Consider the following 25,614-nt stretch of genomic DNA (forward strand, 5'->3'; position numbering starts at 1 on the left):
GGCGCTGCGGAACGAATGAACGGAGCAGCAATGGAACGCACGGCAGTAAATCCGGTGACGTGGTCGCAGGAGATGGGCTTCAACCAGGGCGAAGTCATCTCAGGGGAGACACGGACGCTGTACATCTCGGGACAGACAGCGATGAGCAAGGATGGTCGGCCCGAGCATGACGGGGACGTCGAGGCCCAGCTCGCGCTGGCCGTGGCGAACCTCGAGGCCGTGCTCGCCGAGGCCGGTATGTCGATGGAGAACCTGGTCCGCCTCAACGTCTACACCACCGACGTGGACGCGATGTTCCCGCACTACGGCGTGCTCGCCGGGAAGCTCGGGGCGGCAGGAGTCGCCCCGACTACCACGATGCTCGGCGTCACCCGCCTGGCGATCCCCGGCCAGATGGTCGAGCTCGAAGGAACCGCTGTCGCATAACGTTTCCCCCTTTTTTGAACCTCATCTCGGACGGTCAGCAGGGTAACCCTGCTGACCGTCCGACAGTCCTAAGGAGTCCCATGTCCCACGCAAATGCCGCTCTGACTCCCCGCCACCGCCTCAAAGTCGCTTGCCTGGTCGTAGATGACGGCTGGCCGATCAGCGAGGTCGCCGCTCGCTTCCAGGTGTCCTGGCCGACAGTGAAGCGGTGGGTAGACCGCTACGCAAATGGCGAATCGATGCACGACCGGTCCTCGCGACCGAAGACCTCGCCGCACAAGACGCGCAAGGCGACGACGAAGCGGTGCGTGAGCCTGCGCCTGCGACTTCGCGAAGGGCCGGTCCAACTCGCGAGCAGGCTCGGAATCGCGCCGTCCACCGTGCATCGAATCCTCACGACCGCCCGGCTGAACCGGCTCGCATACGTAGACCGCGCCACAGGCGAACCTGTCCGCCGTTACGAGCATGACTACCCCGGGTCGCTCGTGCACGTGGATGTGAAGAAGCTCGGGAACATCCCCGACGGAGGCGGCTGGCGCTATGTCGGCCGCCGCCAAGGCGAGAAGAACCGCTCCGCCACCCCAGGCAAGCCCCGCAGCAAGTGGCACAACCCCAAGCTGGGGTACGCGTTCGTGCACACCGTTATCGACGACCACTCCCGCGTCGCGTACACCGAAGTTCACGACGACGAGACCGCCATCACCGCCGTCGCCGTCCTGCACCGGGCGGTCAACTGGTTCGCCGACCGCGGCGTCACCATCGAACGCGTCCTGTCGGACAACGGCGGCGCGTACCGCTCCCTCCTGTGGCGCGACACCTGCGAGGAACTTTCGATCACACCGAAGCGCACGCGGCCTTACCGCCCGCAGACCAACGGGAAAGTCGAGAGGTTCCACCGCACCATGGCCGACGGGTGGGCCTACGCCCGCTGCTACCGCAGCGAGCAGGATCGCCGCGACGCCCTGCAATCCTGGCTGCACCAGTACAACCAACATCGTCCGCACACGGCCTGCGGCAACCAGCCGCCCTTCTCACGATTGATCAACGTGTCCGGTCAGTACATCTAGTGACCAAGCGTGCAAAGAAGTCGCAGGAATCTCGCCGGACTTATCAATTTCTCGCCTCCTTGGGCAGAGCGTGTCAAATTTTTCACGATCTCGCTTGTCGAGAAGCATGAGAATACGGTTGTCCGCAATGTAGCGTCCCAACATTGCACCGCCGGCGGAGACGAAGCTGTTGGAGTAACACTATCCTCGGCTTCGTGCTGGCGAGCGATTCGAGAGTAGCTCCACCTTTGCCTACTGGACACAGCCTGGTTGGTCACATGCAGGAAGACTGGCGGCTACTTTTGCAGACGTAGGACGATGCGCCGCCCAGACCCTCTCCATATCAACCAGGCGCACCGCATCTCGCATCGCTCGTAGAGCATTGTCCGAGTATCGCAACGTCTTCTGGCTACCTAAACGAAAAAGGTGTGAAAAATGGTCGTCATCATTGTCTAGTCCCAGGTGTCTACGCAGAGCCGTGGCTCGGGTGCGGTCGATGTTGGATTTGTCGGCCAAGTCATACTTTCCCATATGGAACTTCTTCTCCAAGTCAACTTCACGAATGCCGGCCACTTCGGCTTCGGGGTCACTGGTATAGGTCACAGGTAGCCCATCCCTTTTCACGAAGCGAACTTCGACTGTCAGCCCCTCTCCTGCCGTATGTGAAGAGAGACCTTCAAGCTTCGGGAACACCTGCGACCGCGTCTTGCCCTCCCGGATTCCGCGGATAACGCGGTTGATATCGGTTTCATTCGTTTCTACTGCGTCTGCGTCAGAGAGTGCTTCGGTGGCAAGTAGCGTACGGATTCGACCCTTTGCTTCAGCACTGGCCCTTCTTCCTGGTTTAAGCAGGGCAGCAATCCGTGAATACTCTCTATCAACGAGCAGTTCGAGTCCTTGAGGGGGTTCAGCGCTGAGGGGAAGAACTCGCAGAGGGAGATGATCGGCTAGCCGCTGTTGCCAGACTCGATTGAGAAGGTCGTCAAAGAGAGTGACTGCGGCGCGGGCGTGTAAGTAAACAATGCCTTCGTCTACAATCTGGTGCCAGTGCTGTTCCCCATCACGCAGATTGTCGATGACGCGTATCGTCCCAGCTTCGTCATCAGTCAGTTTGATGTCTTCTCGTTGCTGACAGCGTCTCACCGAGGTTTCAAGTCCGATGGCTACGCTTTTCCCTTTGTCAAATACGTTCTTGTCGCCCGTTGCCAGCAGCGCTGCTTTGAGAAGCATTTCAAAACAATGCTGCAGATGAATCAAGACTGTTGTCACTCTTCCATCGTCACCCAGTGCGTTGAACGCTGTGACGCCTGTACGCAGTGAGGAGATGGCTTTAGCTCTCAATATGCGAACATCGTACGACTCTCTTGGCATGAATACAGGCTAAACGAGATCGAATGCTCTTCCATCGTCTTTCATCTTCTGTTGGCCCTGGCGTGGCAGGCAGAGCTCAAACATCGACGTCGCAGTCGGGTGTGGATCTGGTCGATACATGCTCGCTTTCACAGTAGCCGCATCTGCTCATCGCCAAACAGAAGCACGTGGGAAACATCCCATCTGCAAAATATGGCCCCCAGCGCAGGTTGCAGCGTCGTTCTGAAGGTCTCCTTTGTACAAAGCGAGCCGATCCCAAGTCAACCCGTCGTGCGATTGATCTGAGTACTAATCTTTCGATCAAAAGCTCTCGTAACAGATCGACTACCAACGAATGCCGTCGCCACTATGACGGCAAGAACGACGACTGTCGCAACAAAGTCGGTGCCCACGCGACTACTCGCTCCAACGAGCAGCTCCGTAACCAACCACCGACCGGCGGAATCCGGATCTACCACTCTCATGAGAACATTCTCGACCATGCCCCACAGAACGACACCGAGACCGACAGCGGCACCGAACAGACTGCCGACCGTATCGGACACTGCGATAATCGTGACCGAAACTGTCAAACACACAAGACAGAAAAACCCGACGACCGCGATCATACGAAGGATTGGATGAGTCCCGAAGCCTTCGGCAATGTTGCTCCCGGGCCATAAAGCACTTACGCCTGATAGTGCAGTTATCACAACAGTCCCAGCGGCGGCTAATCCGTACTTCTGTTCTAAAAGAGTCCTCCGCGGGAACGGCCGCTGCGGTTGCAGCGACCGCCAGGGCCCTATCATTACAAGGTGAAGACCGGCTGCGCGATTTACCATAATCGAGCTGGTCATTGCTAACATTACGGCGGCGAAAATTAACGCGATGAAGATGGCCGACAACTTTGTAGTGATCGATGGGCCACTATGCTGTGGTGCGGGTGGAGTAAGTGCGGATTCGGTGATCGCAGACCCGCCCGGATTTTGCTTTTCTTTGCCGGGCTCGTCATTAAAATAGTCAACCGGTGTAGGCCCGTCCAATTTTTCCACCGTAAAGTTGAAAGGTGACTCAAAAGCACGTTCGATGTCGGTCTGAGAACGTGGACATTTGGAATGGCTCTCGGCGCATCCAAGCTTGCGGGCAACCGTTCTGATCTGCTCGGAAACATGCTCTCCCGCTTGCCGGATAACCTGGTTCCGATACTGACGAAGAATGAATCTATCGTCGTCGAGAGACTGTGGACTTGCGAGTAGCTTGATAGTGTACCGAGGAGCGCCGACGCCGCCTTTTGAATAAGCCTGGATATCGCGTAGGACGTCAACAGTCAAGTCTTTCGGCATTATCACGGCCAGTACCGCGGTACCGTCCTCAACCTGCTCACGCGCCGTAGCAGGTGAGACTTCGCGCTCATGGGTAGCGAAGTCCGGGGCTACGGCTCCCTGCTTGAGTTGGGCGAAGAACTCATCGGAGAAAGAGAGATAGTCTGTCATGGCACTTTGAATCGCCGGCATTTCTTGGGGACGGTCGTTCGTACCAACAGCAACGGAGAAATTCGGAGAAGCACGGGGAGCAACAGGCTCCGAGGAGGGCACAGAGACTGATCCCACGCCATCGTCGTCCGCCCTGGCTGATTCGACGGCGCCCAGTAGTGGTGTCAAAACAGAAAGCGCTATCAGATAGACACATACCGAAGCTACGATTGACCAGAGGTACATGAACGCCGGACGTCCCCGCGAAAGAATTGAAGCAATCAGGAGGAACCGGCGCATATCTCATGCTCCTATCATTAGTATGGCTGAAGCCATCGCATATCGAGATGGCAGTCGTTGGCCAAACATTTGTGAATCTCAGAAAAGCTGTGTTCTCGGGTCCATACATGGCCTTCGTGATCGGCAAAATCTTTGGAACTTGAAGAATCTCGCTGAAGGCGTCAAGCGAACAGAGACTTAAAGGCTCGACGTGCAATTTCGACGACAACAGCCTCCTCGGGGGACTCCGAATCAGTGAAAATTGCCAGACACCCCACTACTCGCTGGTCGACCGAGAGTATTGCGACATCGTTCAAGGCACCATCGCCGCTGGTTCCGGTCTTGTGATGAAGTTCGCAGTCGGCTGGCGTCACAGCCGCGATACGCCGTTTGTCTCGGGTGGGAAGCCACGAAAATAGAGTCTGACGGTCGGATTCGCCGAGCTTCTGGGCAATTGTCAGCGCTAGCTTTCCAAAGGCCTCGGCGGTTGTCGTATCGAGTTCCCCATCCTGGACGTTCATCGCTGTTTCCCGTCTGTCGAATCGAGTGACTTTGTCGCCAAGGGATCGTGCGTATTCTTCGAGTGCACGCAGCCCTCCTAAAGCGTCGATGAGCCTGTTTGTCGCGGTGTTATCACTTGAACGAGCTGCCGCTTCACAGAGCTGGTTCAGTGTCGCGCTCTGATTAGCCTTTGCTGAAGTAAACGGAGAATACCCCACGATGTCTGACTGCTTCCATGAAACCACGGAATCTAGGTCGATTCTTCCACGGCGTGCTGTCTGGAGTGTCAATGCGACAAGCGGGAGCTTCATCGTTGAACACATCCGAAGACGCGTATTGGGTTCATGAACCACGATTCGATTTCGAAAAGAACCCCACACGCCATATTGGCCACGGGATAAATCACGAAGATCCAATGACGTCCGGGATGCATGGGTCGGCAAAGAATTGCTCGGTGAGCTTGAATCGGAAGGTGGGTGATCATCACCCGGGTCCGCACAACCGGTGAGAATAGACGCAGTTCCAGAGACAATGATGGCACGACGTGAAATAGATCTAATCATTACGAACTCTCGTCTGTTGATGTGAGTGAGCTGAAGGAGCTCTAGGCTGGAGATGCCCACAGTTCAAACTTCGTATACCACCTGCACACAGCTCGTTGCGAGCATCGAGTTGTTGTTTTTGAGAGAGGCAGGTGACGCATTCACGAGGTAGTAGCAACGTTCTCATCGGAGTGCTCCGACCGTGAATGTGAGGCCAACGATGACAGGCGGTATCGTCGCAACCGTAGTGAACAGTAGTGGAAATCGTAATAGTCCTGCCCAGATCCAGAGAGCTACATCTGCTATCAGCAAACCCGACAGGGCAAAGAGTATGACCGAATCGGTCACCCGAGGGCCAGCCGTGTCCTCGTTTGGCAAGACTCCTAATAGTGACGCCAGTCCAAGGAAAGCCGATAACGCGATCGGAATGCCGAGCACCATCAATGCAAGGCCTCCTGCAGCTACTGCGGCAGGTACATCATGGCGTCGCGATCCTGAGCGGCGTTCGTCTTCTATCCCAAAGTTCTCAGCGTTATAGTTGCCGCTGTCTTCGGTTCTGGAAACTACACTTCGCCAGAGGTCCATCTAGTTGCCGCCCAACGCCGGAGATTCACTATTTTCGTCGGGAGGTCGGCTCGTTCCCGGGGTCCGTTCGCCCTTGTCAGAACTCTGGCCTGACTCGTCCGCCGAGCCGGATGGTCTCGGGGGCTTTGATTCGGTGGGCGTGCCGCTCGGATTGGGGAAACCACCAGTTTTATAGTCCTTTGCCGCAAACTGCATGAATTCTTGCCAGCTTGGACCTGAAATGGTGTCTCCATAAACGATTCTTGGCATTCTCCCTTTAGCGTTTTCACGCCAGTCACGAGTACCTGCGGGGTCACCAGTCCACACTGCAGTTGAGATGCCACGGGTAAAACCTGCGAGCCAGCTGGCTCCGACTTCGAAGTTGGTCGTACCAGTCTTCGCCGCCGCAGGTTCAGATATCTTCAAGCTGCTCGTCGTGCCGCCATTAAACGTCTGAGACAATGCATACGCAACGGTGTCGGCAACCTGTTCGTCCAGCACTCTCTGGCAGTTCGCGTCGCCAATATCAAGCGACTTACCGCCCGAGTCCTTGACTGATGCGATACCATGCGTTTGGCAGCGTTTGCCGTGGTTTGCAAACGCGGTGTACGCACCAGCCATTGTGAGCGGCGAAACTGAAACAGTGCCGAGAATCGATGAGGGATAGAGCACTTGCTCAGTCCCGTCTTTGAGCTTTTGTGACTCGAGATCCGCTCCTGAGCCCAGATGGACACCCATCTTCGTCGCAGTGTCGCGGATGTCGCACATATTCAGCTGCGACGCCATATCCGCATATGCCTTGTTCACCGAGTGCTTCGTGGCCTCGAGCACCGACATGCCGCCGTCAGCTCCCTCGGAGTCGCCCGCGTTTCGGGGGTTGTAGCCGCTCGCGGCGTAGTTACGCCCGTCGCAACCAGATGTTGAAAAGCCGGTGTAGTTTGATCCCGAGCCGTTCACTTGATCGTTAAGGCCGCGGTGATCCTGCAACCAAGAGGCGAGAACGAAAGGCTTCCACGTCGATCCGGGTTGAAAACCTCCGCCTCCTCCCTGGGGTGTGTCCACTGAATAGTTGACTGCTGTGGTGCCCGGCGCGCTTCCTTTTTTGAATCCGTACGTTGTGTTTTGAGCCATCGCCAGGACCCCGCCGGATCCGACATCAACTGAGGCCAGAGCTTGTCTAGCGCCCGAGGGATCCCCGACCGGCAACCGCTTCCGGACCGCCTCATTTGCCTTCTTCTGCAGCCTGGAGTCCAGAGTAGTCACAATCTTGAGTCCACCACGTTTGAGCAGATTCTCTCGGTCTTCCTCGGTTTCGCCGAAAGCGGGATCCGATTTGATCTCGTGTTGGACAAACTCGCAAAAATAGGCAAACTCCTTGGCAGTCTGGCAACCGTTCGGCTTGGTGTTGGCCTTGATCTTGAGTTTGGACTTAACGGCCTTCTTGTAGTCCGCCTGATCGATATATCCGTACTCGCGCATCTTCGCCAAGACGACATTTCTACGATCGAGTACTTCGTCAGGATTTGTCTGTGGGTTATAACGGGACGGTGAGCGGACAATGCCCGCTAGCGTGGCAGCCTGCGCCACGTTGAGCTCTTTGGCGTCAACGCCCCAATATTGCTGCGCGGCCGCTTGGACACCATAGACGTTGGGCGAGCCGGAATAGCTGTTGATGTTGAGATATCTTTCGAGTATGTCGTCCTTCGAGTATTTCTCCTCCACGGTCACGGCCAGTTTCATTTCGCGAAGTTTGCGGGCGTACCCTTTCGCTCCAGAGCTCTCACGTGCAGATTGGACGGACGAGTCATCACCTTCAGCTTGGCTGTTAGCGACCAGAACGTTCTTAACGTACTGCTGAGTCAATGTTGAACCACCCTGCACAGAACCGGAAACTATGTTCTTCACTGCAGCACGTGATATACCTTCTAAATCGACAGGACCATGCTGGTAGAAGCGATGATCTTCAATAGCCAGCGTCGCGTTCTTCATCGAGTCCGAGACCTTCGCAAGTCCCACTTCCTTCCGATTCTGCCAGTAGACATCGGCGATCTTCTTGCCGTCTTGCGTGAACAAAGTCGATGGTTGTGCAAGTGGTCTTTCTTCAAGTTCTCTAGGAAGGCTGTCGAATATGCTTACACCTGTTGCCGCAGCCGTCGTTCCCATCCCCGCGATTGGGACAAGAAGGCCCGACGCTACGAGGCCCGCGATGACTGACACCGCCACGAACGCCACCAGATGTTTTAGCGTGTTCATGAGTTCATCTCCTGGAAGAATCGTTTCGCGGCGGGCACCGCGGCCTGGGCACCAAACCCACCATCTTCAACAAGCACTGCCACAGCCACATCACCCTGAAAACCGGCGAACCAGGAATGTGTTCTCGGTGGGACTTCAGCCCCGTATTCTGCCGTTCCGGTTTTGCCGAAGACAGGTTTGCCGAGGACACTTTTCAGCTCGTCAGCGGTACCCTCAGTGACAGTGGCCCGCATCATGGCGCGCACCTGTTTGAGATGGTTCGTATCTAAATCTGGGCTCGATGTGGCGGTGTGTTCTTGAGCGCCGGGGATGAGCACAGGTGAGACCGAACGACCTGCTTTTACTGAAGCTGCCATGGTGGCTACACCAAGAGGGCTGGCCAGGACCTTGCCCTGACCTATCATTGACGCCGCATGCTCAACTTCGTCATGTACCTCGGGCACGTCAGCCATATAAGCATTTATGCCTAAATCGCTGGACGTCATTCCCAAGCTCGAAGCGGTCTTGGAGATGTCTGCGCTCGTCGTTTCAGCCGCACCGTTGATGAACGCTGTATTGCATGACTCGGCGAAGCTCTTTTTCAAGGTGACTGAACCCAAAACATGGTCCTCTGCATTCTTGAACGTCTTACCCTGGACGCTGGTCGTCTTCGGGCAATCGAGGACCGATGACTGCTTCACCCCCCGATCGAGCATGGCTAGGCCGCTGGCGATCTTGAACACGGATCCTGGCGGATACTGGCCTTGCAATGCGCGATCCCACCCAGCCCCTTCCCCGTCGTGGTTCGCGACAGCGAGGACGTGGCCGTCGCTTGGGCGAATGACTACAATGGCCGTAGGTTTGGACTGAGTCTTTGCAGCGTCTTCTGCAGCTATTTGAGTGGCTACGTCGAGCGTGGTCTCGACGTCCTTACCAGCCCGAGGTTTGAACTCTCGCAGGGTTTTCACCTTGTTGCCGCTCTTGCCCTCAGCTTCATCTACCACGACAGTGGTGCCAAGCCCCGGGCGCAAAGTCTCATCAAACACTTTCTGAACCCCGGACCGACCGATCTCAGTGCCCTCAGCGATGTGGGCAGGATCATCTCCGATTTCACTCGAGTCAGCTGGGCTGACGGTGCCCAGAGTTGCCGCCGCGAATCCCTTCGTGCGGCTTAAGGACTGCTCTCGTTCTCGGAAGAGAGTACCGGGAAGCTTATGAATATCGATTTTGACGAGCTGGTAGTCCTCATCGCGCAAAGTGATAACCGGTACGAAAGCATCTCGCTTCGCACTCACGACCTTCTTCTTCAAAGCTTTTTTGTCGATGTCAAGGACCTTTGCCAAAGTGTCAAAGGTACGGGTTGGGTCCTCGCTCATCTTTGCGGGATGGAGACCCACATCGATAACCTTGCCCTCTTCGACGAGAACTTCTTTTTCAGACCCCAAAACACGACCGCGTTGGCCCGCTGTCGGTTGTGCTCTCAACACTTCACCTTGGTTGAGATCCGGGTGAACAAGAGACGGTTCAAAATTGACTTTCCACAAAGGGCCGACACGGTCAAGCTGAGCCTGAGTCTGATAAACCCACGTTTTGGAGTCGGCAGAATCAGGACCTCCAACCGACAGAGGCGATTCCCATTTCCACTCAAATGTGACGTCGGCGTTGTCCACCGAAACGACATCCACACTCTTCAGGATGAATCCAGCATCCCGAAGTCCAGCCACAATCTGCCGGTAGCTACGCGGAGCGCCTGATCCTTCCCACACACGCGAGACGAACGACCCCGCCTTGAGATCAGCTGCAGCTTGCTCGGCTGCGAAGTGAGCCATGAACGGCAGTGAACGCAACGACACTACTGCCCCACCAAGTAGCAGAGTGCAGCACACGAGAGTTCCGATGAGACGCTTGTGGTTTTTCATACTTCAAGCATGTGAACTCCGAAACATGATGTCCAATACCGCAACTGACGCGACTCATATCCATTTTGATATACGACTGCTACGATCGACGAATGAACCTTCTGAGTTCGCTCGAGTACTTTTTAGCTGTCGCCGAGCACGCAAGCTTCACACGGGCTGCGGATCACCTGGGGATCGCGCAGCCGCCAGTATCCCGGCGCGTAGCTGATCTGGAGAAACATCTTGGTGTCAAACTTTTTGATCGCAGTCGACGTCGTATCGAGCTAACAACTGCGGGCAGAAGCCTCCTTGCCGAGGCTACCGAGATACTTTGGCGAGTAGAGAATCTGCCGAAAGTCGCGCGGCCCCGAACTGAAGACTATTTCGTAGGGGTAGTCGGTAATCTCGACCCGGAAGAATTAGCTAATGTCGAAAGTCACCTCCGAGTTGCCGACACACAGGTCCGACTTGTTCCCGAGAGTCTGGCCACCCTCGACGGCCGAATTGCGGCTGGTGAACTCGAGGCCGGATTGATAGTAGGGGAGCTCGGTGGAAATATGTCGAAATTCTCATCGAAGGTCGCGACAGACATGTTTGTTGAAATTGGTGTCGCATCGCGGCAGTTTTCTCAAATGGAAAGGCTACCGTCAGTTCACAACCAGAGTACTGAATCAGCAAACACGAACTCCACAATCGAAACGCAGCACAAGGCGCCAAAAATCGATGTCAGAGACCTACGGGGGATGCCCGCGGGCATGGATCTCTCTCGGATCGCCTCGCTAACAGAACGAGAGAAGATTCTCGTCCTGCCTGAGGATTCGGGACTACTTGATGACTATAGACTTCTCACCCCACTTGTTAAACAAGGCATTCATCTTCGGCAGCTGGAACTCGCTGAGAGCGAATTCGCAGCGGTCGCCCATGCTTTTTCCCACGAATCTGTGCTCCTGTGCTCGGAATTCTTGGCAAAAAAGAACTCACTTCCTTACAGGCGATTGAATCCGCCAATATTCGCGAAGCGCGTGTACGCCATCGGCACTCGTCGTTTTGATCTGCTTAGCGAGTTAGCGGCAAATTCGGCTTTCGAACGTGCACTCGCGTCAGTGCTCGGAGCCACTACGAACCTCCAGCATCAACCGCACCAGTCTATTCGTGAAAGTTATCCCGATGAGAGGCTACACCGAGCTAAATGAGCGACGAAATCACTGACACTATCAATGGCATCTGGACCGGGCTAGGTGCCGAAGGCTATTTGTATGTTGAAGACCTCGAAAATGAGAACTGGGTAGGAATCAGAGAATCCTCACGTATACCGCTGGCTTCTGTTGCGAAAGTCCCCCTGATTGCAGCACTGATTCAGGCGGGAGAGAAAGGTGAGATCGACCTTCGACGCCAAGTCACTGTTGACCCGACCACGTCAACTCCCGGCGGCACAGGGATCACTGCACTTCAGGACGAAGTGACGATGAGTCTTCGCGATCTTGCGGTTATGTCGCTATCGGTAAGTGACAACGCCGCAACCGACAAGCTCTTTGAAGTCGTCGGCGCCGACCGCATCGCTAACCTTCTGATCAGTAACAACCTCCGATCCATGGATGTGGACTCTCCGATGTCCCATCTCTACACGGCAATCGACGAGATTGCTGCTGGCAGCGAGGTCGAAGCACTCCTCCTCGCAACCGACCATTTCGACACGTCAGGAGCACCGTATTTTCCCGATTCTGCGTTCAACACTGGAACAGCTCGCAACATAGCACGCCTCTTCGAACTCATCCACACCGGTGAACTTATCGGAGAGGAAGGCACAGCACAGCTACGTAAGGTGCTGAAAACGCAAGTCTTTCGACATCGCATTGCTTCGGGATTTCCTATGGACTCGGTCGAGTACTACGGAAAGACAGGAACGTTTCTCAATTTCCGTCATGAGGCTGGAATCGTTATCGATGCAGATTCCAAGGCGTTCAGTGTTGCAATATTCACTCGTTCGCGGATCGCGGCATTCTCTCAACCAGAGCTTGACGCATCGATTGGCTACTGCGCACGCCTCGCTGTTGAGCACTTGAGAACTCTATGAGGCCATAATCCAGTCGAAAACCAAGTACATTGCGCGGCGGTGCGGATTTTACCACCAGTACAAGAGGGATCTTGGGCCACGAGTGCTGACCAGGACCGACGTGCACGGGTAGGTGGGGGTGAGGTGTGCAGTGCCGCTGCGTATACTCGTTCTGGTCACCGAGCCACGGCAAACTACGCTTTCTTAACTCTGGCGCAGGCGCAGACGACCTTCGTCTGTCCGCCATGAGTGCTTCTCGCGGACACAGAATTTCCTGGCCTTAACACCCTGGTCGGTGGCGCCAGCGACGGCGGTGATGATCTCATCGGTCACACCATCACGACCATTGACCAAACTGTGTTCCGCGTGTTTGGAATGGGCTTTCAGTAGCACGCTTGTAGAGAAGCGGTGTAGAGAAGCGGTAGCAGCTGTGCGGGTATACGAAAGCGTGTAGTCGGCCCTCTGCCCCTGCGTCCAATAGTCAAACTCATTTGACGTATGCGGGCTCTTCCGGTTTCAGAGTGCGTGCCGTGGCCCCCGCGTCCCCTGGTGTCGGTGGTGAATGAGTGGCGGGCCTTGGGTGAAGATGGAAATTCCTCAAGATCCCTCACACCCGAGGCCCTGCCGTGCAATCTACCGTCTCGTCCCAGTCGTGTCCCGTCGCTGACGTCATCTGCCGCACCCTCGAACTCGGCATCCACATCACCGGCGCCCGGATCACCGATGAGGACGTCACCGTCATCGAAGCCGCACCACGAGAACCCCTCGGCTTCTGCCCCGATTGCGGTGCTGAAGGCCGGTTGCGGGATCACGTCATCCGCAAGCTCACGGACGTTCCCATCACCGGCCACCCGACCCGTCTGCACGTGCGTCTACCGCGCTACCAGTGCGTACATGCCGGCTGCCGGCGCACGATCTTCCAGCACCACTTCGACGCCGCTGAGCCAGGGGCGAAGACCACGAAACGCGCCACGACCTGGATCCTGAAACGCCTCATCCGCGATCAGATGAGCATCTCAGCGATCAGTCGGGCACTCGGGTTGGGGTGGGATCTCGTCAACCAGCTGGCGACCACTGCTGCGAAGTCTCTGGTGTACGCGGATCCCATGCATCTGGCAGGAGTCCGTGTCCTGGGCATCGATGAGCACTGCTGGAAGCACGTGCGCGGACAAGGAGACGATTCCTTCGCGACGATCTTCGTGGACCTGACTCCACTCATCGACGGGACTGGTCGAGCACGTCTGCTGGACGTGAAGGCGGGACGCTCAGCCAGAGTCGTGACGACGTGGCTGCAGGAGCGTTCCCCAGCATTCCGTGACGGGGTCAGGATCGTCACGATGGACGGGTTCGCCGGCTACCACGCCGCGACCACGCAGTCGCTGCCGGAATCCGTGCCGGTGATGGACCCCTTCCACGTCGTCCAGCTCGCCGGGCAGAAGCTCACCGCCTGCAGACAACGATTGCAGCAGCAGATCCACGGACATCGGGGCCGCAAGAAGGACCTCCTCTACCAGGGACGACGGACTCTGCTAACCAGGCGATCTCTGCTGAACAAGCGGGGCACAGACCGGTTGGAGCGGCTGTGGGCCGAACACGACGATCACGTCGCTTTGGAAGTGACGTACCTCGTCTACCAGGACGTCATCGATGCCTATCAGCATCCCGACCCGAAGGCGGGCAGGCGTCTCATGCAGACGCTGATCGATCAGTTGCGCAGGGGCCTGCCGCGCGGGCTGGAAGAGCTTGCGCAACTGGGGAGGACACTGTGGCGGAAACGGTCCCAGGTGCTGGCGTTCTTCGACCGTGGTGGCGTATCGAACGGGCCGGTCGAGGCGATCAACGGGCGTCTTGAGCATCTGCGCGGTATCGGTCTGGGCTTCAGGAACTTCGAGCACTACGTGCTGCGATGCCTGCTCCACTCCGGACAACTATCCAGCAGGGTCAACGCACTCTAGAACCGGAAGAGCCCGTATGCGCTCGAGTAATCTGCCGTCCAATATCAGCTGCGCACCATCTGTAGGCGCCCCAGCCTTTGGCACAGCGCATGCCCGGGCTCATCTGCATCTCGGAAGCTCTTGCCCCGGTACTCCTTGGTGGAAGTGCTGATGGGCCGGATGGACTCGACATCCTTGTTACGTCCCTGGACGTCGCCCACACCCCACGCACAATCCCCGCTGAGAGGTCACCAGCGCGGTGACGATTCGTAACCGTTCTTCCGGATGCAGGCGTTGGAGATGACAGCTCCGAACACTTCCGGCAGATGCATGATTTATCAGGTTCGGTTGCTGCTACCCTGCGTACACTGCCGCTACCGTTTCGGGACACGCGCGCTACCGGAAGCCACTTCCCTACACCGCGTGACAACACCATAGAATCACGAACCTGGTCGAAGATCAGTACTTTCCATTTGCGTCATGTCAAGCAATACAGGCCGCTCTCTCGAACGTAATTCTTCAGAGCAGTTTGGGCAAAGTAGGACGCATCTCTACGAAGACTGTAGAAATGCCCGTACTTGCACATGACACGCCGGTATACATTAGCCAAACGCGTCATTTTGCGTGGCGCTGTGCAATGGGGCCGCTTCCTAGACCGAACCTCTCATCGATAATACGCTCGGCCACAGCGAATTCTCCTGGCTCCAAAATCATTGGCATCGTCGGATGGCCTCCATGGCATAGAGCATGTCTCCACCGCCTTGTACTCCTTTACAACCGGGCACCTTCGGCATCTAAATGAGATGTCGGAACGATAGAATCTGTCCATGACATCCCTTCTCGACCAAATCATCGACGGTAGCACCGATGGAGCTGTAAAGACCAGTGATCTCCTGCGCAAGGTGCAGGTAGCAACGCGCCGCATTGGTGCTCCAGAGATCGAAACATGGGTCAAGCAAGAACTCAATGGGTACAGCACTGATGCCTGCCTGCCCGCCTACAGAATGTTGTCGACCGTTGTGAATGGCCTGTTTACCGGTCCTGGACACTCCCGTATCACACAGGCTCTTCCACCTCACCCTAGTTTCACCGACGACTTCACTGTCAGCTTGAAGCAGCCTCTCGTCGAACTAGAGTCGTTTGCAGACGCGGAAAAGGACGCTCAATCAGAGTGGCCAGCGTGGCGGGTGAAAGCCTACGAAGAGTCCGGTGCGTTTGCCATTCAGTTTTATGGGCTCTTCAGCATTTGGAACGTGATCTCCCGACCTTCACTGCGCGGAGTGATCGACACCGTACGCAACAAGGCGATGGAGTTCGCGTTGGACTTGCAGGAAGAATATCCGAACGCAGGGCGAGTGGATGGGCCAACGGTGGAGACAGATACCAAACTGGCCACCGTCGTTTATAATGTCAACAACAACATCTTCGGCAACGGTACGAATATCGCGACCGGCAGTAAAAGCAACCAGAAGATTCGCATCGAAGGCAACAGCGACGAGTTCATTCAAGAACTAGTGAAGCTCGGCTTGAACAATGAGGCCGTAGATGAGTTTGTTGCCGCTATCGATGACGGCGGGGTTGATGGCGCCGCAACTCGAAGCTTCATCGAACGAATAAAGAGCGGAGCAGTCTCCTTTTCCGGAAATGCTTCAGCTAGCGTGGTGGGCGGGGTCCTCATCGAGTTAGCAAAAATATACATCGGTGGCCAATAGGGAATGATGTAAAGAACAGTACCCGCGTGAATACCTGCAGCGAAGCGGAGTTCGAGCATCTGATTCTCAACAGGTTCCTAATTGGGTGCCCGCCACCGGTAGCGTTCTTCACCTACGCTGAGGAACATGGAGTGTGATCGACTCAGCAGTGAAGTTGATTGAAGGCTCGCCATGTGTCACGACTGCAAGAGACAAATCCCCGTACGTGAATGTGCCACCGCGTCGATGCCGGTTACGGAATCGCTTCCACTTCTTCCACGCAGTCGGTTGCGCCAACATCACCGTATCGACGCAATGGGCCCATCCTGGCGCACGTGCGGTCTTCGCCAACGCGTCCGCGACATCTGCAGGAACACCAGTTCCTGGTTTCTCGGTAGCCAGACTGAGCTCGCGCGAAGTATAGAATTCGTTTAGCTCATCAGCAGAATAGCCGATGATTACGCAATCGAATTCGTTCGAACTCGGTCGGTCGATGATGCGCAGGCGATCGGCTAGATAGGCGCCGAGGAGATCTGCTTCTGAGGCGGCCATGGCCTTGGAACCGACCATACCCCCTCGCCTCTTCGCGTAGTGGCTGAACTCGCCTGGTGTTGTCAAAACGTCCGCCACCATTAGCATATCGGTCAGCGAAACTACCCAAGTTGGTCGACGAACGGAGTCGAGCACGTCCGGTCCACTGAACGCCAAGGGGTCCATGCGCTCGAACGTAACAACGACCGCTGTGCCGCCTGAGACTGCGTCTGGTAGCAGCTTCTCTGCTCGACTAGAAGGTTTGGGCGAGAACTCCCGCCCCTCTTCCTCAAGGATGTAGCTCAATGCTCGATTTGTCTGGTCTAGGGCCTTTCCAAGGATCTCCGCGAGTTTCGTTTCGACTCGACGCGCTTTTCCCTGGCGACCTGCCTCCGTCAGGCTAATTGCTTTGCCTTCGACAACGAGCGGCCACTCTGATAGGACCAATGTGTCAATTTCTCCGACTTCGCCTGAAGGAGATAAATAATGCCGAGACCCACATGCGTTTTCGCCGTACACACTCTGCAACGAGTTCAGGATCAAGCGCTCGTGCGCGTCTTGGCGGTGTTTGTGATACTTTGCCCGATCGTATCCCGGACGCTGTTGCACCGCGAGTCGGTTATGGAGGGCAGCAGACATCGCCCACGGGTCTGGAACCAGGTACCTTCCGTCGTCGAGCTCGACGACTGGATGCGTTCGTGCAAGATTTTTGTCACCAGGTAGACGAAAATCAGGCTGGCAGTGGAGTTTTGTTGCGAAAAAGTCCAGTATGGCTCTGACCTGTTCAACCGCGACGCCCGAATGCGCTGCAACGACGTCCGGCTCCCACAGCGTTGGCGCGTCGAAAGCCTGCCGGAGGGATAGGACCGCAACCTCAGGATCAATGTCTGCGTCGTTGTGTAGGTCCGCCATATTAGAAAGCGCCGAATTCAACGACTCGTTCGCCCAGCGTGAGTGCTTGCGAGTAATCCTAATCACGTCAGCAGGACAGAACCCCAGAGCCTTCAAGTAGTAGTCCCGATGTCGGGCGAAGACCTCGTCATCTACCCGCTGAAGGTGTACGGCATAACCCGGCATCCGATCCGATTGATACTCCATCTTCAACTGTTGCAACAGCAACTCCCGCTCAGGCTCATCACCGTTCGCGTTAGACAGCTCCTTTGTAATCATTCGTGCAGAGTCCGCTTCGAAAATCGCGCTAACTAGCTCGAGCACCTTCTCTGTGATCTCCCGAGGGGTGTCCGCCTCACCAGAGGGATCAATCGACAATACGACCCCCACCAGGTACTCGATCTTTGCAGCCCACGACGAGGTGCGATCCCCGTCAGCCAAACCCTCTCCCACGTCGAGGCTGACCATCGAGGCAGGGACCACCACCGAATTGAGCAGCTGTACCAAGTCTCTTCCAGAAATTATGTTGCGGAGTTCATCAACCAAACTCGGCAATCTTGCAGCATTCGACGTCATTGCGTTCCGAATCTCGACCAGATGCTTCTGGCGATCCGGACCAGGAGGCAAGAACTTATGGACCGTCTCAAAGCCCACAACTGTCGTGCTCTCGACCAACAACTGCTCGTCAGGAGAGCTAGGATCAGGAAAACCTCCGAGCCGAACCATGACCCAACTATAGTGCCGTCCAGCGCGGGTTCGCAGCGTGTCTTCGGGGTAGCCGATAACCCATCAAATGCAGATACTGCCTGCCAAGTCAGATTCCAGCGGTCGTGGGAACTACCTCCGGTCGACGCTGTTGCAATTGCATGGCATCGCTCTAAACGGGCAGTACAGTCGCGCAATAGGCGCCGGGGCTGTGCCAACGTTTAGGAAATGACATGCTGGCATTACTGTTCCTATTGACCAGATACTCGCGGCTTTACACTCAAACTGTCACTGATCCTTGCACCAGTCCCGCAGTCTTTTCTCAAAAGCTCGATAGTTCGCTCTTTGATCAGGGCTGGGAGGGGCCGACCACGCCGGGGTGGTCATCAGCAGACCGTGTGCCTCGTGTATCCAGCGATAAGTCACCGCATGTGGGGCGCTACTCGTACGACTTCCGGGGACTCGTTCATGCAACCAGGTCCGCACCCAGTTGTCGCGAGAGCCATTAAGTTCGCGGACTCGGTCCTCTTCCACCCGCCAGTCCCGTGAGTAATCAAGCTCGCCGGCGATCGAAACAATAGCTGAGTGGAGTTGCCGTGAATCAGTAGACATCCGTTGGTGGACTGTTCGCGCTGTCCTCGGCCCTACATCAGGCGGGACACCGAGTACTTTCGCGGCTATTGCCCAGGTCGCGTTTTTCACCGCGATCCGCACGATCGACAGCGACCCGAAGAGCCTCCCGGTTGTCGACCTCGTCGTGAGTAAAGGAGCAAGATGACGGTCATAAAGGTGCTTAGGCAGTTGCTGTGGCACCGCTCGGACCGACAACTTCTGTCCCGGTGCCGTTGATGACAGCAGACGCGATACCCGCCATCGATCCTGGTCGGCCATACGCAACAGGCTCGCAATGAGTGGATCTGCCGGTGACCGATCAGATAGCCACTTCAACCGTGCTTCTCCGACCTGCGGTACCAACGACACCCATTCGCGCAGATCCTCGGCCGCAGCGTGTACTGTCGCCTTCGACAAATGAGTATCGGCGCAAGCAAGGACGCGAGAACGCAGTGCAGTATCCCGCGGAGGAGCTGCCGCCCAGTGGCGGTCGACAGGAGGCAGACCGGGCCCTGAAGAAATGAGAATCTGTGACAATGACGCCGTCGGCTGTGCAGATGCAAGCTGGAGAAGGACGATAGCCAGCGTCTTCAAGCTCGACAGATACTCTCGGGGTGTCTTTTCTAGTCCGCACACGCTGAGCCGACCACCGGCAAGAGCAGTCCGGATACGACTAGCGAAGCGTAACTGAGCTACCGGTACCGGGCAGCTTTGAGCCGAACTGAGATCACCGCTGCATGGGGTTTTCGTCCCATTCGGGTTCCCACAGACTGCAGGGTTGTCCATGTGGCCTTTGAATATTGTCGAGCGTACCGATCGCGGCATTTTCCGACAGTCGCCACACTGCCAGTTGAGATACAGCTGGTGCTCAAGGCACATAGTCACGAGCGGAAGCCTCCACCACAGTCGCCAGATACCGTCTACGGCCAAACATCGTGGACAATAGGCACTGCCCTTCGGCGGGAACCAGCCCTGTCGTCGGAGACTCTGCAGCGAATTCGCGTCGCCCTCCGTCTTGGTCATTCGATACGGCAGCCGATCGCGGCAGCCTTCCAGCGTCATCGCAGTGATCGTTGTTCTGTTCAAGTTCGTCAGCGTGCTGATGTGATCGGCCAGTGGACCCGGAAGGAATAGAGGAATAATGCCCAGCGAGTCTCGAGGACTCGTTTGGCACAGTCGACTCAACGCAGGACGATCGATGCCATTGGCGCAACCGAGGCGTTCAAGATACCCGTCCAGGCCTTCACCGTCTGCCGGCACCGGCACGATTGGCGCCAACTGTGTCCACATACTCATGCATGCTGCGCTCCACTATCATTAGCTTCGGCATCGGAGACCGCTGTCACAGAGGGGAAGTTTCTCCTGTCCCAGTCGATCAATTCTTCGATTCCCTTCATGTCCACCAGCATGGCGGCAACATAACCGTCGCCGATGTCGCTCATGGCCAGTTTTCTGGCCAAGGGCTGGGCGGCGGTGATCTCATCATCGGTGATCCAGTCATCGAGTGCACGAAGAGCCTCGACCCCACTGACATACGGCGAGCTGTCTAGCGGGATACGTCGTTGCAAACTCTCGTGCCAGCGGCTGTCGACGGTGTTAATGCGGAAGGGCGAATAGTTGAACAGTGAATCGGCAATCTCAAGTGCCGCACCGGCAAGGAGCGGTTCGCCGACGTTGCGGGCCATCACGGACACCATCCTTTTCTGAACATTGGCAACAGTGCACTGATCCAGGATGGTTTTCTTGGTCGTTCCGGTGCGTTGACAGCGTGATATCTGTTCCATCAGGCCCAAGCTGACGCTCTGTCGTGCCGTTTCTTTCCTCACATCACTTTCCCTTTCAGAAGCCAACAGGCTCTCTTGGACGTCTTCCTCCACGAGTCCAAGTTCATCGAGCAAGTCGGGCAATTGATACACCTCGAGAGCATTCCTCCCTTGTGCCCGTAGCCGTGTCCAATCGAGTGATTCAAGGCGCCATTTCGCGGCAATGTCTGATGGTTCATGCTGTCGGGACAGGACGTCCCAGACTAATGGAAGGGCCGCCGCCAGCTTCGCATGAGTCATCGACGGGCCGGCTAGGTGAGCGATTGCGGGGTCTTCTTGGCGCTTGCTGAATGCGTACAGTTCTCGGGCTTCTGGCCCAGATGCGACGCGCCAGACGGAGTGCGTGAGTTCAGCCAACAAGTTCCGGCACTCTGAGATGGTATTGTGCCGAGGATCGTTGGCTTCATCAGCGGCCTCGTAACGAAGTTTGTCGATCACACTTGTCTGGACTTCGAGCGCATGCGCAGAGACTGTGAATATGTCTTCCGTGGGAGATGACAGCAGGCTGCCACACGTCGGGCAGGCAAAAACGAGATTGATGTCGAATTCGGGTCGGTGAATCCGGCACAGCGGACAGGTCAACCTATCCCATGTCGGCCACAATTCCTTACTATTCCGCGGCCGTCCGCCCGACTCAGTGACAAAGAAGGTACCCGCGGTCCTCGCCTGAAGTTCGGATGACGACAGGCCCAGAAGTGATGACAGTCTCTTCAGCGTCTGTGCCGATGGCGTAACCCATTGCGTCGGGGATGCCGTCGGCAGCAATGTGCGGATTGTGCACTGGTTAAGCTCAGCTGTTGCCGCGACGATCCCGTAGAGAGACTCGCCATCACGTGGGACCGAGACGATCGGCAGTCGCTCATCCCACATTGCGTTTGGTCTTTCGAGGTCTCCGTTTGCCTGTCGTTCCACTCCCGAGTTCGTGATCGTGTGCTCGGGCACTGAGACGAACCATTTTCAAATCATCGTTGACGATCGTGTCACGGCCCTCTCGTATCGCCCGACTCGTGGCTTGGGACAGACACTTCGCGAGATCACCGACATACCCTTGAGTCCGCTCATACAAGTAGCGGGCTGACGATTGGGACAGATCACCGGTCCCCATACCAGGCAGAAACCTCTCAATCTTGTCCTCCCAGACTTTGAGGAGTCGTTGCCACAAGGCCCGCTCCTGGTCAGACCCGATGCTGTAGACGTCGAGTTGATGGAGGCTGAGTCGCCCCCGAACTTGCGGATCATCCAAGAGGTCAGAATCCCCCGTCCACGCGCCGACGAGGATCATCATTCCGCCGACCTCGCCCAATTCCGTAGCAATCGCTTTGATCGCATCCAAAGTGGCCTGACCCTGCTTCAAATGTGTCCGCAACATATGAGCATCATCGAGGATCACCAGCTTCACCCCGTGGATGGAGAATGCCTTCGACGTATTAATCGCCAACTGGCTGCGTGTCCACGAGGCACCATGTCCCATGAACGTCAAGATCTGGGCATAGAGGTCTTTGCTCGAGGTATCACTTTGAAGATTGACATAGATGATCGGGATCCGGTCAGCTTCGACATCAGCATGTCCAGGTGGGTTCCACCGGGGCCGCTCGTCCGCAAAGTCTGCCATCCAGTCCCTGTAGAGCTCACGAGCGACGGCCTTGACTGTCGTGCTCTTGCCCGCAGTGAAGGGTGCCGTCACCGCAGTGATAGTACGAGCACCGAATGGTTCGAGTTCAACCGTTGCCACCTCGTCACGAAGTCCCTCTTTGAGCCTCTCGTGCAGAGGCGACTCAGCAGGACAACGCACGAGGAATTGCTCGACTTCCCGGGCATGACGTTGACGCTGTTCGCCTCGAACCTGCACAACGTTCGTCTGCCTGCCCAATGCTGGGGGATCAGGGCTGGGTGCGCGGCAAAACGCGTGCCAGTCACTGGCATCCATCACGTCTCCGATTCGTCGTAATCTGGCCACACATCATCGAAGTAGCTACTGAGATCATCACCCGCACTCGTATCCTCCGAAGTAGTTCTATCCTGGAAGAGCTTCACCGGTTCAGTGCTATCCATCAGTCCCTGCGCCTCGGCATGGTCGAACTTCGACCGCGCCGTTCGCATCCGTGCCGCAATCAAAGAACTCTCCGACCAGTCCGACATCTCAGGGTTACGCCGGAGACGCTCAAGGTCGCCGACATCGTTGAGTTGATCGAGGATTTCCTTCTGCGCCGACCCCGAATTAAGTGCACGGTTGCCGCCACGCTGACGGACCCGCTTCGATGCTTCCGCCAGCATTGCATCGGTCATTGGCGCCTCGAGCTGATAGGCCTTGCGCCAGGGCACCTCAATAATGCGGTCACTGTCGGGGTGCCGAAACCACACCCGGGACACATCATGCGGATCCCTAAAGAACGGTGTCGCTCGATCACCGTCACGGAAGAACCCTTTAGGGACATTGCGGAACTCGTCGAGTCCACGGCAATCGTAGGTCAGATTATTGAACTCAACCCCGGCATGACCGATCGTTCCCCACACAACGGGCAAGAGGTCGTAGATCAGATCGGGCCGTTGCAAAACGTGCAATCGACCAGTCGCGGCCAACATCGCGTCAAAACTCTCCAATGGCGTCATCCGTAGCTGAGCGTCCTGGGCAGATACTTCTCGATCAACGAGTGTGAGTCCTTGATGCCACGATCGGTGATAGTCAACCGCGATGAACTCTTTCAGGTGCAGTTCGAGCTCACGAGCTGTCAAAAGCGGCCCATCGCCAAGGAAGACAGGTTCATCATCAACGACTCGCAACTTGCCAACATCGCTACCTCGTTGCGCGACGTTCCGTCCCTTATGCCCGTGCACCTGTTGCAAACAGCGTTGAAGAGTCTCATGCCACCGTTCAACGAAAGCATTATCAGTCGGCTTCTTACCTCTCGAAAGTAAAAGATTGATTTGGAAGCGCTCGCACAGGTTCCTGAAGTGGGCACTGGTGAAGATGCTGCCGTGATCGGCGCGGATGGACTCTGGCAATACGGCCGGTATCTCGTGATCGCCGATTAACGGTGCCCCGGCCCGTGAGATTGACTCGGCTTCCGAGACAGCATCCGGCAGTAGCCCTACCGCCTCCGGTACTCCGGCCCATCGCCAATCGTGGACTTCGTCCGGTTCAATGGCGATCGCGAATGGGCGAAGTACGTCATACAAGATGAGTCCGGCTGTATGGGAGTCTGCGCTCCGTGGTACCACTCGAATTCCAAGAACCACTCTGCTGGCGACATCAAGTGCTGTGATGATCTCAACTGATATGACTTTTTGGCTCCATTGATCCCACACAAGGTTATCGGCCCGTGTGACATCAATAGCCACTACTTGTCCCGGTCTTAACGCCGGAAACGATGTCAGAGATGAAGATCCTCTGAGATGATTCGTCCGTTGTGATCGCGTTGTGCGCCCTGCCTTCTTCTTCGAGTGGCTCAAGTAGGAGCGCAGGGTCTTTTCTGGGACTGCAATGTCCGTCAGCCCCTCGCTGCGAAGCGCAAGAATCGTCCGGCGGTACAGTTCGTCGATGTTCAAGTCGGACGTGCTTCCATCTAACCGTGAAACCTGCTGGTCAGCGTGCCGTCGGACTTCTGGCTCGAGAGACTCGTAGAGTGAATACTGTCGATTGCGGCGTCCATCGATCAGTGCAAATACGCCACCGTTAACGCTCCTGGTGTACGCGTCACACCAATTGCGCAATGTGTTGGGAGAGTACGGGCCGAGGCGTTTTGAGCGGGTCCGAAAATTCTCCGCTTCTCGGTGGCGTGCTCGGTCTAGGGAGTATACCTGTTCGAGGCGTTTCGACATCTGTGCCAATCGGAATCTCAACGAGTGCTGATCTTTCGGGTCGAAGGGCCAGAATGGTTCACCATCACGGGCTAAAGCAGCATGTCCGCGGGCATAGCCGGTGAGAATTTCAAGTACCACTTCTTGCCGATCAAGTGCTTGCTCCTTAGCGTCAGTACCAAGGCCCTCCCAAGCTGCGGTGACTGAATAGCTGACGGCTTCGACTCGACCTTCAAAAATTTCGCGGGCCGATTCCACCTCTCGCCAATCGATCTCTTCAATGCCACCGTCGATTCCACGTGTCACAAATGACGTCGGGGTCAGTCCAACGACAATGCGAGGACCCTTATCGGTGAGTATCAGCGCACCCTCATACAATTCCGTACGGGTACTCACTTCGGGGCTCCGTTCCAGCGGATCTGCGTATTCTTCGACCAAGGACAATTGAAATCGATGGATACGTCTCCTGCCCAGATCAGGTGCCACATCGCAGCAGTCATGTGTCCGTCCTGGTCGTCAGAATCCAACACATCACCGATAGCCGCACCGCCGATCAGAAGCTGTGCCAGCGCAGTCCGCGCTCCTTCAATCCATTCGGGCGCTCGGCGATAACCAGAAACCCAACGCAGATTCTGCGACTCAGAATGCGTTAACCCGTCGAATACTCTGTAGCTCCAGCCGACTACATTGCAGGCTCGCTCCGACAGAGCGGCTCGAGACAAAAACTCTGCGTCCTGACGACTCACTGGACGAGCGTCCCAAACTGTGACTTTGCCGTCGAGGTCTCGCTCCAGAAGATCAGGTACGTGCCGCGTCCCTTCGCTCGAAGTGATTCGACACGGTTGCGGGACTAAGCACTCCACGTCTGATCGGCGGTCCAGCCACAAAACCAACTCAAACTCCAGCCCAGACTCAAGGGGTAAGACCCGCTTCATTGTTGCTGAGTAAGCATGGACCGGTACATGGCGCGAGTATTCCGTAGACGTGGGGCTCCGTACTGATTCGAGGCGAGAAATGTCGGGACCACCATTAGCCCACAGCCAATTGCAAAGGGCGCCACCGACTTTGAACGTCCACTGTGGGTCTGTGGTCATGAGAATGATCGATCTCGTAAACGCACTGAACACCCCACTTGCCATCAATGATCTAGCACACGCTCCGGGGGAAGAGTGACCTTTCTCACTAGTCGAACACATTGGCCCGAGCTAGGTCAATACTTGACACACCGTCTTCCGTCAAGCAAAAAACGCAGTTTTGGCGTAACCA

At 56.4% G+C, this 25,614-nt stretch carries 17 protein-coding genes; 6 read left to right on the forward strand and 11 right to left on the reverse strand.

Features of this window, described 5'->3' with window-relative positions; translation table 11 throughout:
* Window positions 1–30: 30 nt before the first annotated feature.
* Together ACVZTU_RS17945 and ACVZTU_RS17950 are read left to right on the forward strand one after the other, a co-directional pair.
* Entirely contained in the window at window positions 31–426 is a 396-nt protein-coding gene (locus tag ACVZTU_RS17945; RefSeq protein ID WP_012832594.1) for a RidA family protein, read from the forward strand.
* An 80-nt stretch (window positions 427–506) separates the two neighbouring features.
* Window positions 507–1,493 (forward strand): IS481 family transposase, encoded by a 987-nt coding sequence (locus tag ACVZTU_RS17950; protein WP_482401020.1) that lies wholly within the window; start codon window positions 507–509, stop codon window positions 1,491–1,493.
* Window positions 1,494–1,724: 231 nt separating this feature from the next.
* Here ACVZTU_RS17950 and ACVZTU_RS17955 read toward each other — a convergent pair whose 3' ends face one another.
* The 5 genes from ACVZTU_RS17955 to ACVZTU_RS17975 form a co-directional block, all read right to left on the reverse strand.
* Window positions 1,725–2,741, reverse strand: a complete 1,017-nt coding sequence (locus tag ACVZTU_RS17955; protein ID WP_482401021.1) for a hypothetical protein — start codon at window positions 2,739–2,741, stop codon at window positions 1,725–1,727.
* Window positions 2,742–3,103: 362 nt separating this feature from the next.
* Window positions 3,104–4,315 carry a hypothetical protein gene (locus ACVZTU_RS17960; RefSeq protein ID WP_482401022.1) on the reverse strand — a complete coding sequence of 404 codons (1,212 nt, stop codon included), beginning with the start codon at window positions 4,313–4,315 and terminating at the stop codon, window positions 3,104–3,106.
* Window positions 4,316–4,755: 440 nt separating this feature from the next.
* A complete protein-coding gene (locus tag ACVZTU_RS17965; protein WP_482401766.1) occupies window positions 4,756–5,637 on the reverse strand; it encodes a serine hydrolase in 882 nt (293 codons plus the stop codon).
* A gap of 564 nt (window positions 5,638–6,201) precedes the next feature.
* On the reverse strand, window positions 6,202–8,433 hold the full coding sequence (locus ACVZTU_RS17970; protein WP_482401023.1) for a transglycosylase domain-containing protein: 2,232 nt from the start codon (window positions 8,431–8,433) through the stop codon (window positions 6,202–6,204).
* Window positions 8,430–10,241: a penicillin-binding transpeptidase domain-containing protein gene (locus tag ACVZTU_RS17975; RefSeq protein WP_482401024.1), complete on the reverse strand. Its 1,812-nt coding sequence runs from the start codon at window positions 10,239–10,241 to the stop codon at window positions 8,430–8,432. Before ACVZTU_RS17975 ends, ACVZTU_RS17970 begins: the two co-directional genes overlap by 4 nt.
* A gap of 182 nt (window positions 10,242–10,423) precedes the next feature.
* Here ACVZTU_RS17975 and ACVZTU_RS17980 point away from each other — a divergent pair, with 182 nt between their 5' ends.
* From ACVZTU_RS17980 to ACVZTU_RS17995, 4 genes are all read left to right on the forward strand, one after another.
* A complete protein-coding gene (locus ACVZTU_RS17980) occupies window positions 10,424–11,503 on the forward strand; it encodes a LysR family transcriptional regulator (protein ID WP_482401025.1) in 1,080 nt (359 codons plus the stop codon).
* Window positions 11,500–12,384 carry a serine hydrolase gene (locus ACVZTU_RS17985; protein ID WP_482401026.1) on the forward strand — a complete coding sequence of 295 codons (885 nt, stop codon included), beginning with the start codon at window positions 11,500–11,502 and terminating at the stop codon, window positions 12,382–12,384. The genes ACVZTU_RS17980 and ACVZTU_RS17985 overlap by 4 nt, the downstream gene beginning before the upstream one ends.
* 605 nt (window positions 12,385–12,989) lie before the next feature.
* Window positions 12,990–14,318: an ISL3 family transposase gene (locus tag ACVZTU_RS17990; protein WP_482401027.1), complete on the forward strand. Its 1,329-nt coding sequence runs from the start codon at window positions 12,990–12,992 to the stop codon at window positions 14,316–14,318.
* 806 nt (window positions 14,319–15,124) lie between these two features.
* Window positions 15,125–16,009 (forward strand): AbiTii domain-containing protein, encoded by an 885-nt coding sequence (locus tag ACVZTU_RS17995; RefSeq protein WP_482401028.1) that lies wholly within the window; start codon window positions 15,125–15,127, stop codon window positions 16,007–16,009.
* A 108-nt stretch (window positions 16,010–16,117) separates the two neighbouring features.
* On the opposite strand, the gene ACVZTU_RS18000 is transcribed toward ACVZTU_RS17995, so the two are convergent.
* The 6 genes from ACVZTU_RS18000 to ACVZTU_RS18025 all read right to left on the reverse strand — a co-directional run bounded on the left by ACVZTU_RS18000 (window position 16,118) and on the right by ACVZTU_RS18025 (window position 25,544).
* The gene (locus ACVZTU_RS18000) at window positions 16,118–18,136 is read right to left on the reverse strand and encodes a hypothetical protein (RefSeq protein WP_482401029.1); all 2,019 of its coding nucleotides are present in this window, start codon (window positions 18,134–18,136) and stop codon (window positions 16,118–16,120) included.
* 267 nt (window positions 18,137–18,403) lie between these two features.
* A complete protein-coding gene (locus ACVZTU_RS18005) occupies window positions 18,404–20,023 on the reverse strand; it encodes a TniQ family protein (protein WP_482401030.1) in 1,620 nt (539 codons plus the stop codon).
* Window positions 20,020–21,420, reverse strand: coding sequence for a TniQ family protein (locus ACVZTU_RS18010; RefSeq protein ID WP_482401031.1), 1,401 nt, complete (start codon window positions 21,418–21,420; stop codon window positions 20,020–20,022). The genes ACVZTU_RS18005 and ACVZTU_RS18010 overlap by 4 nt, the downstream gene beginning before the upstream one ends.
* A complete protein-coding gene (locus ACVZTU_RS18015; RefSeq protein ID WP_482401032.1) occupies window positions 21,410–22,477 on the reverse strand; it encodes a TniB family NTP-binding protein in 1,068 nt (355 codons plus the stop codon). Before ACVZTU_RS18015 ends, ACVZTU_RS18010 begins: the two co-directional genes overlap by 11 nt.
* Window positions 22,477–24,744 (reverse strand): hypothetical protein, encoded by a 2,268-nt coding sequence (locus ACVZTU_RS18020; protein WP_482401033.1) that lies wholly within the window; start codon window positions 24,742–24,744, stop codon window positions 22,477–22,479. The genes ACVZTU_RS18015 and ACVZTU_RS18020 overlap by 1 nt, the downstream gene beginning before the upstream one ends.
* On the reverse strand, window positions 24,741–25,544 hold the full coding sequence (locus tag ACVZTU_RS18025; protein WP_482401034.1) for a TnsA-like heteromeric transposase endonuclease subunit: 804 nt from the start codon (window positions 25,542–25,544) through the stop codon (window positions 24,741–24,743). Before ACVZTU_RS18025 ends, ACVZTU_RS18020 begins: the two co-directional genes overlap by 4 nt.
* Between the last annotated feature and the right edge of the window lie 70 nt (window positions 25,545–25,614).

Source organism: Brevibacterium sp. OS20 (genome assembly GCF_056837565.1).

Excerpts from the sequence above, each read along its gene's own strand:
- ACVZTU_RS17945 (WP_012832594.1), top strand. The coding sequence starts at position 31 with ATGGAACGCACGGCAGTAAATCCGGTGACGTGGTCGCAGGAGATGGGC.
- ACVZTU_RS17950 (WP_482401020.1), top strand. The coding sequence starts at position 507 with ATGTCCCACGCAAATGCCGCTCTGACTCCCCGCCACCGCCTCAAAGTC.
- ACVZTU_RS17960 (WP_482401022.1), bottom strand. The coding sequence starts at position 4,315 with ATGACAGACTATCTCTCTTTCTCCGATGAGTTCTTCGCCCAACTCAAG.
- ACVZTU_RS17965 (WP_482401766.1), bottom strand. The coding sequence starts at position 5,637 with ATGATTAGATCTATTTCACGTCGTGCCATCATTGTCTCTGGAACTGCG.
- ACVZTU_RS17970 (WP_482401023.1), bottom strand. The coding sequence starts at position 8,433 with ATGAACACGCTAAAACATCTGGTGGCGTTCGTGGCGGTGTCAGTCATC.
- ACVZTU_RS17975 (WP_482401024.1), bottom strand. The coding sequence starts at position 10,241 with ATGGCTCACTTCGCAGCCGAGCAAGCTGCAGCTGATCTCAAGGCGGGG.
- ACVZTU_RS17980 (WP_482401025.1), top strand. The coding sequence starts at position 10,424 with ATGAACCTTCTGAGTTCGCTCGAGTACTTTTTAGCTGTCGCCGAGCAC.
- ACVZTU_RS17985 (WP_482401026.1), top strand. The coding sequence starts at position 11,500 with ATGAGCGACGAAATCACTGACACTATCAATGGCATCTGGACCGGGCTA.
- ACVZTU_RS17995 (WP_482401028.1), top strand. The coding sequence starts at position 15,125 with ATGACATCCCTTCTCGACCAAATCATCGACGGTAGCACCGATGGAGCT.
- ACVZTU_RS18000 (WP_482401029.1), bottom strand. The coding sequence starts at position 18,136 with ATGGTTCGGCTCGGAGGTTTTCCTGATCCTAGCTCTCCTGACGAGCAG.
- ACVZTU_RS18005 (WP_482401030.1), bottom strand. The coding sequence starts at position 20,023 with ATGAGTATGTGGACACAGTTGGCGCCAATCGTGCCGGTGCCGGCAGAC.
- ACVZTU_RS18010 (WP_482401031.1), bottom strand. The coding sequence starts at position 21,420 with ATGTGGGATGAGCGACTGCCGATCGTCTCGGTCCCACGTGATGGCGAG.
- ACVZTU_RS18015 (WP_482401032.1), bottom strand. The coding sequence starts at position 22,477 with ATGGATGCCAGTGACTGGCACGCGTTTTGCCGCGCACCCAGCCCTGAT.
- ACVZTU_RS18025 (WP_482401034.1), bottom strand. The coding sequence starts at position 25,544 with ATGTGTTCGACTAGTGAGAAAGGTCACTCTTCCCCCGGAGCGTGTGCT.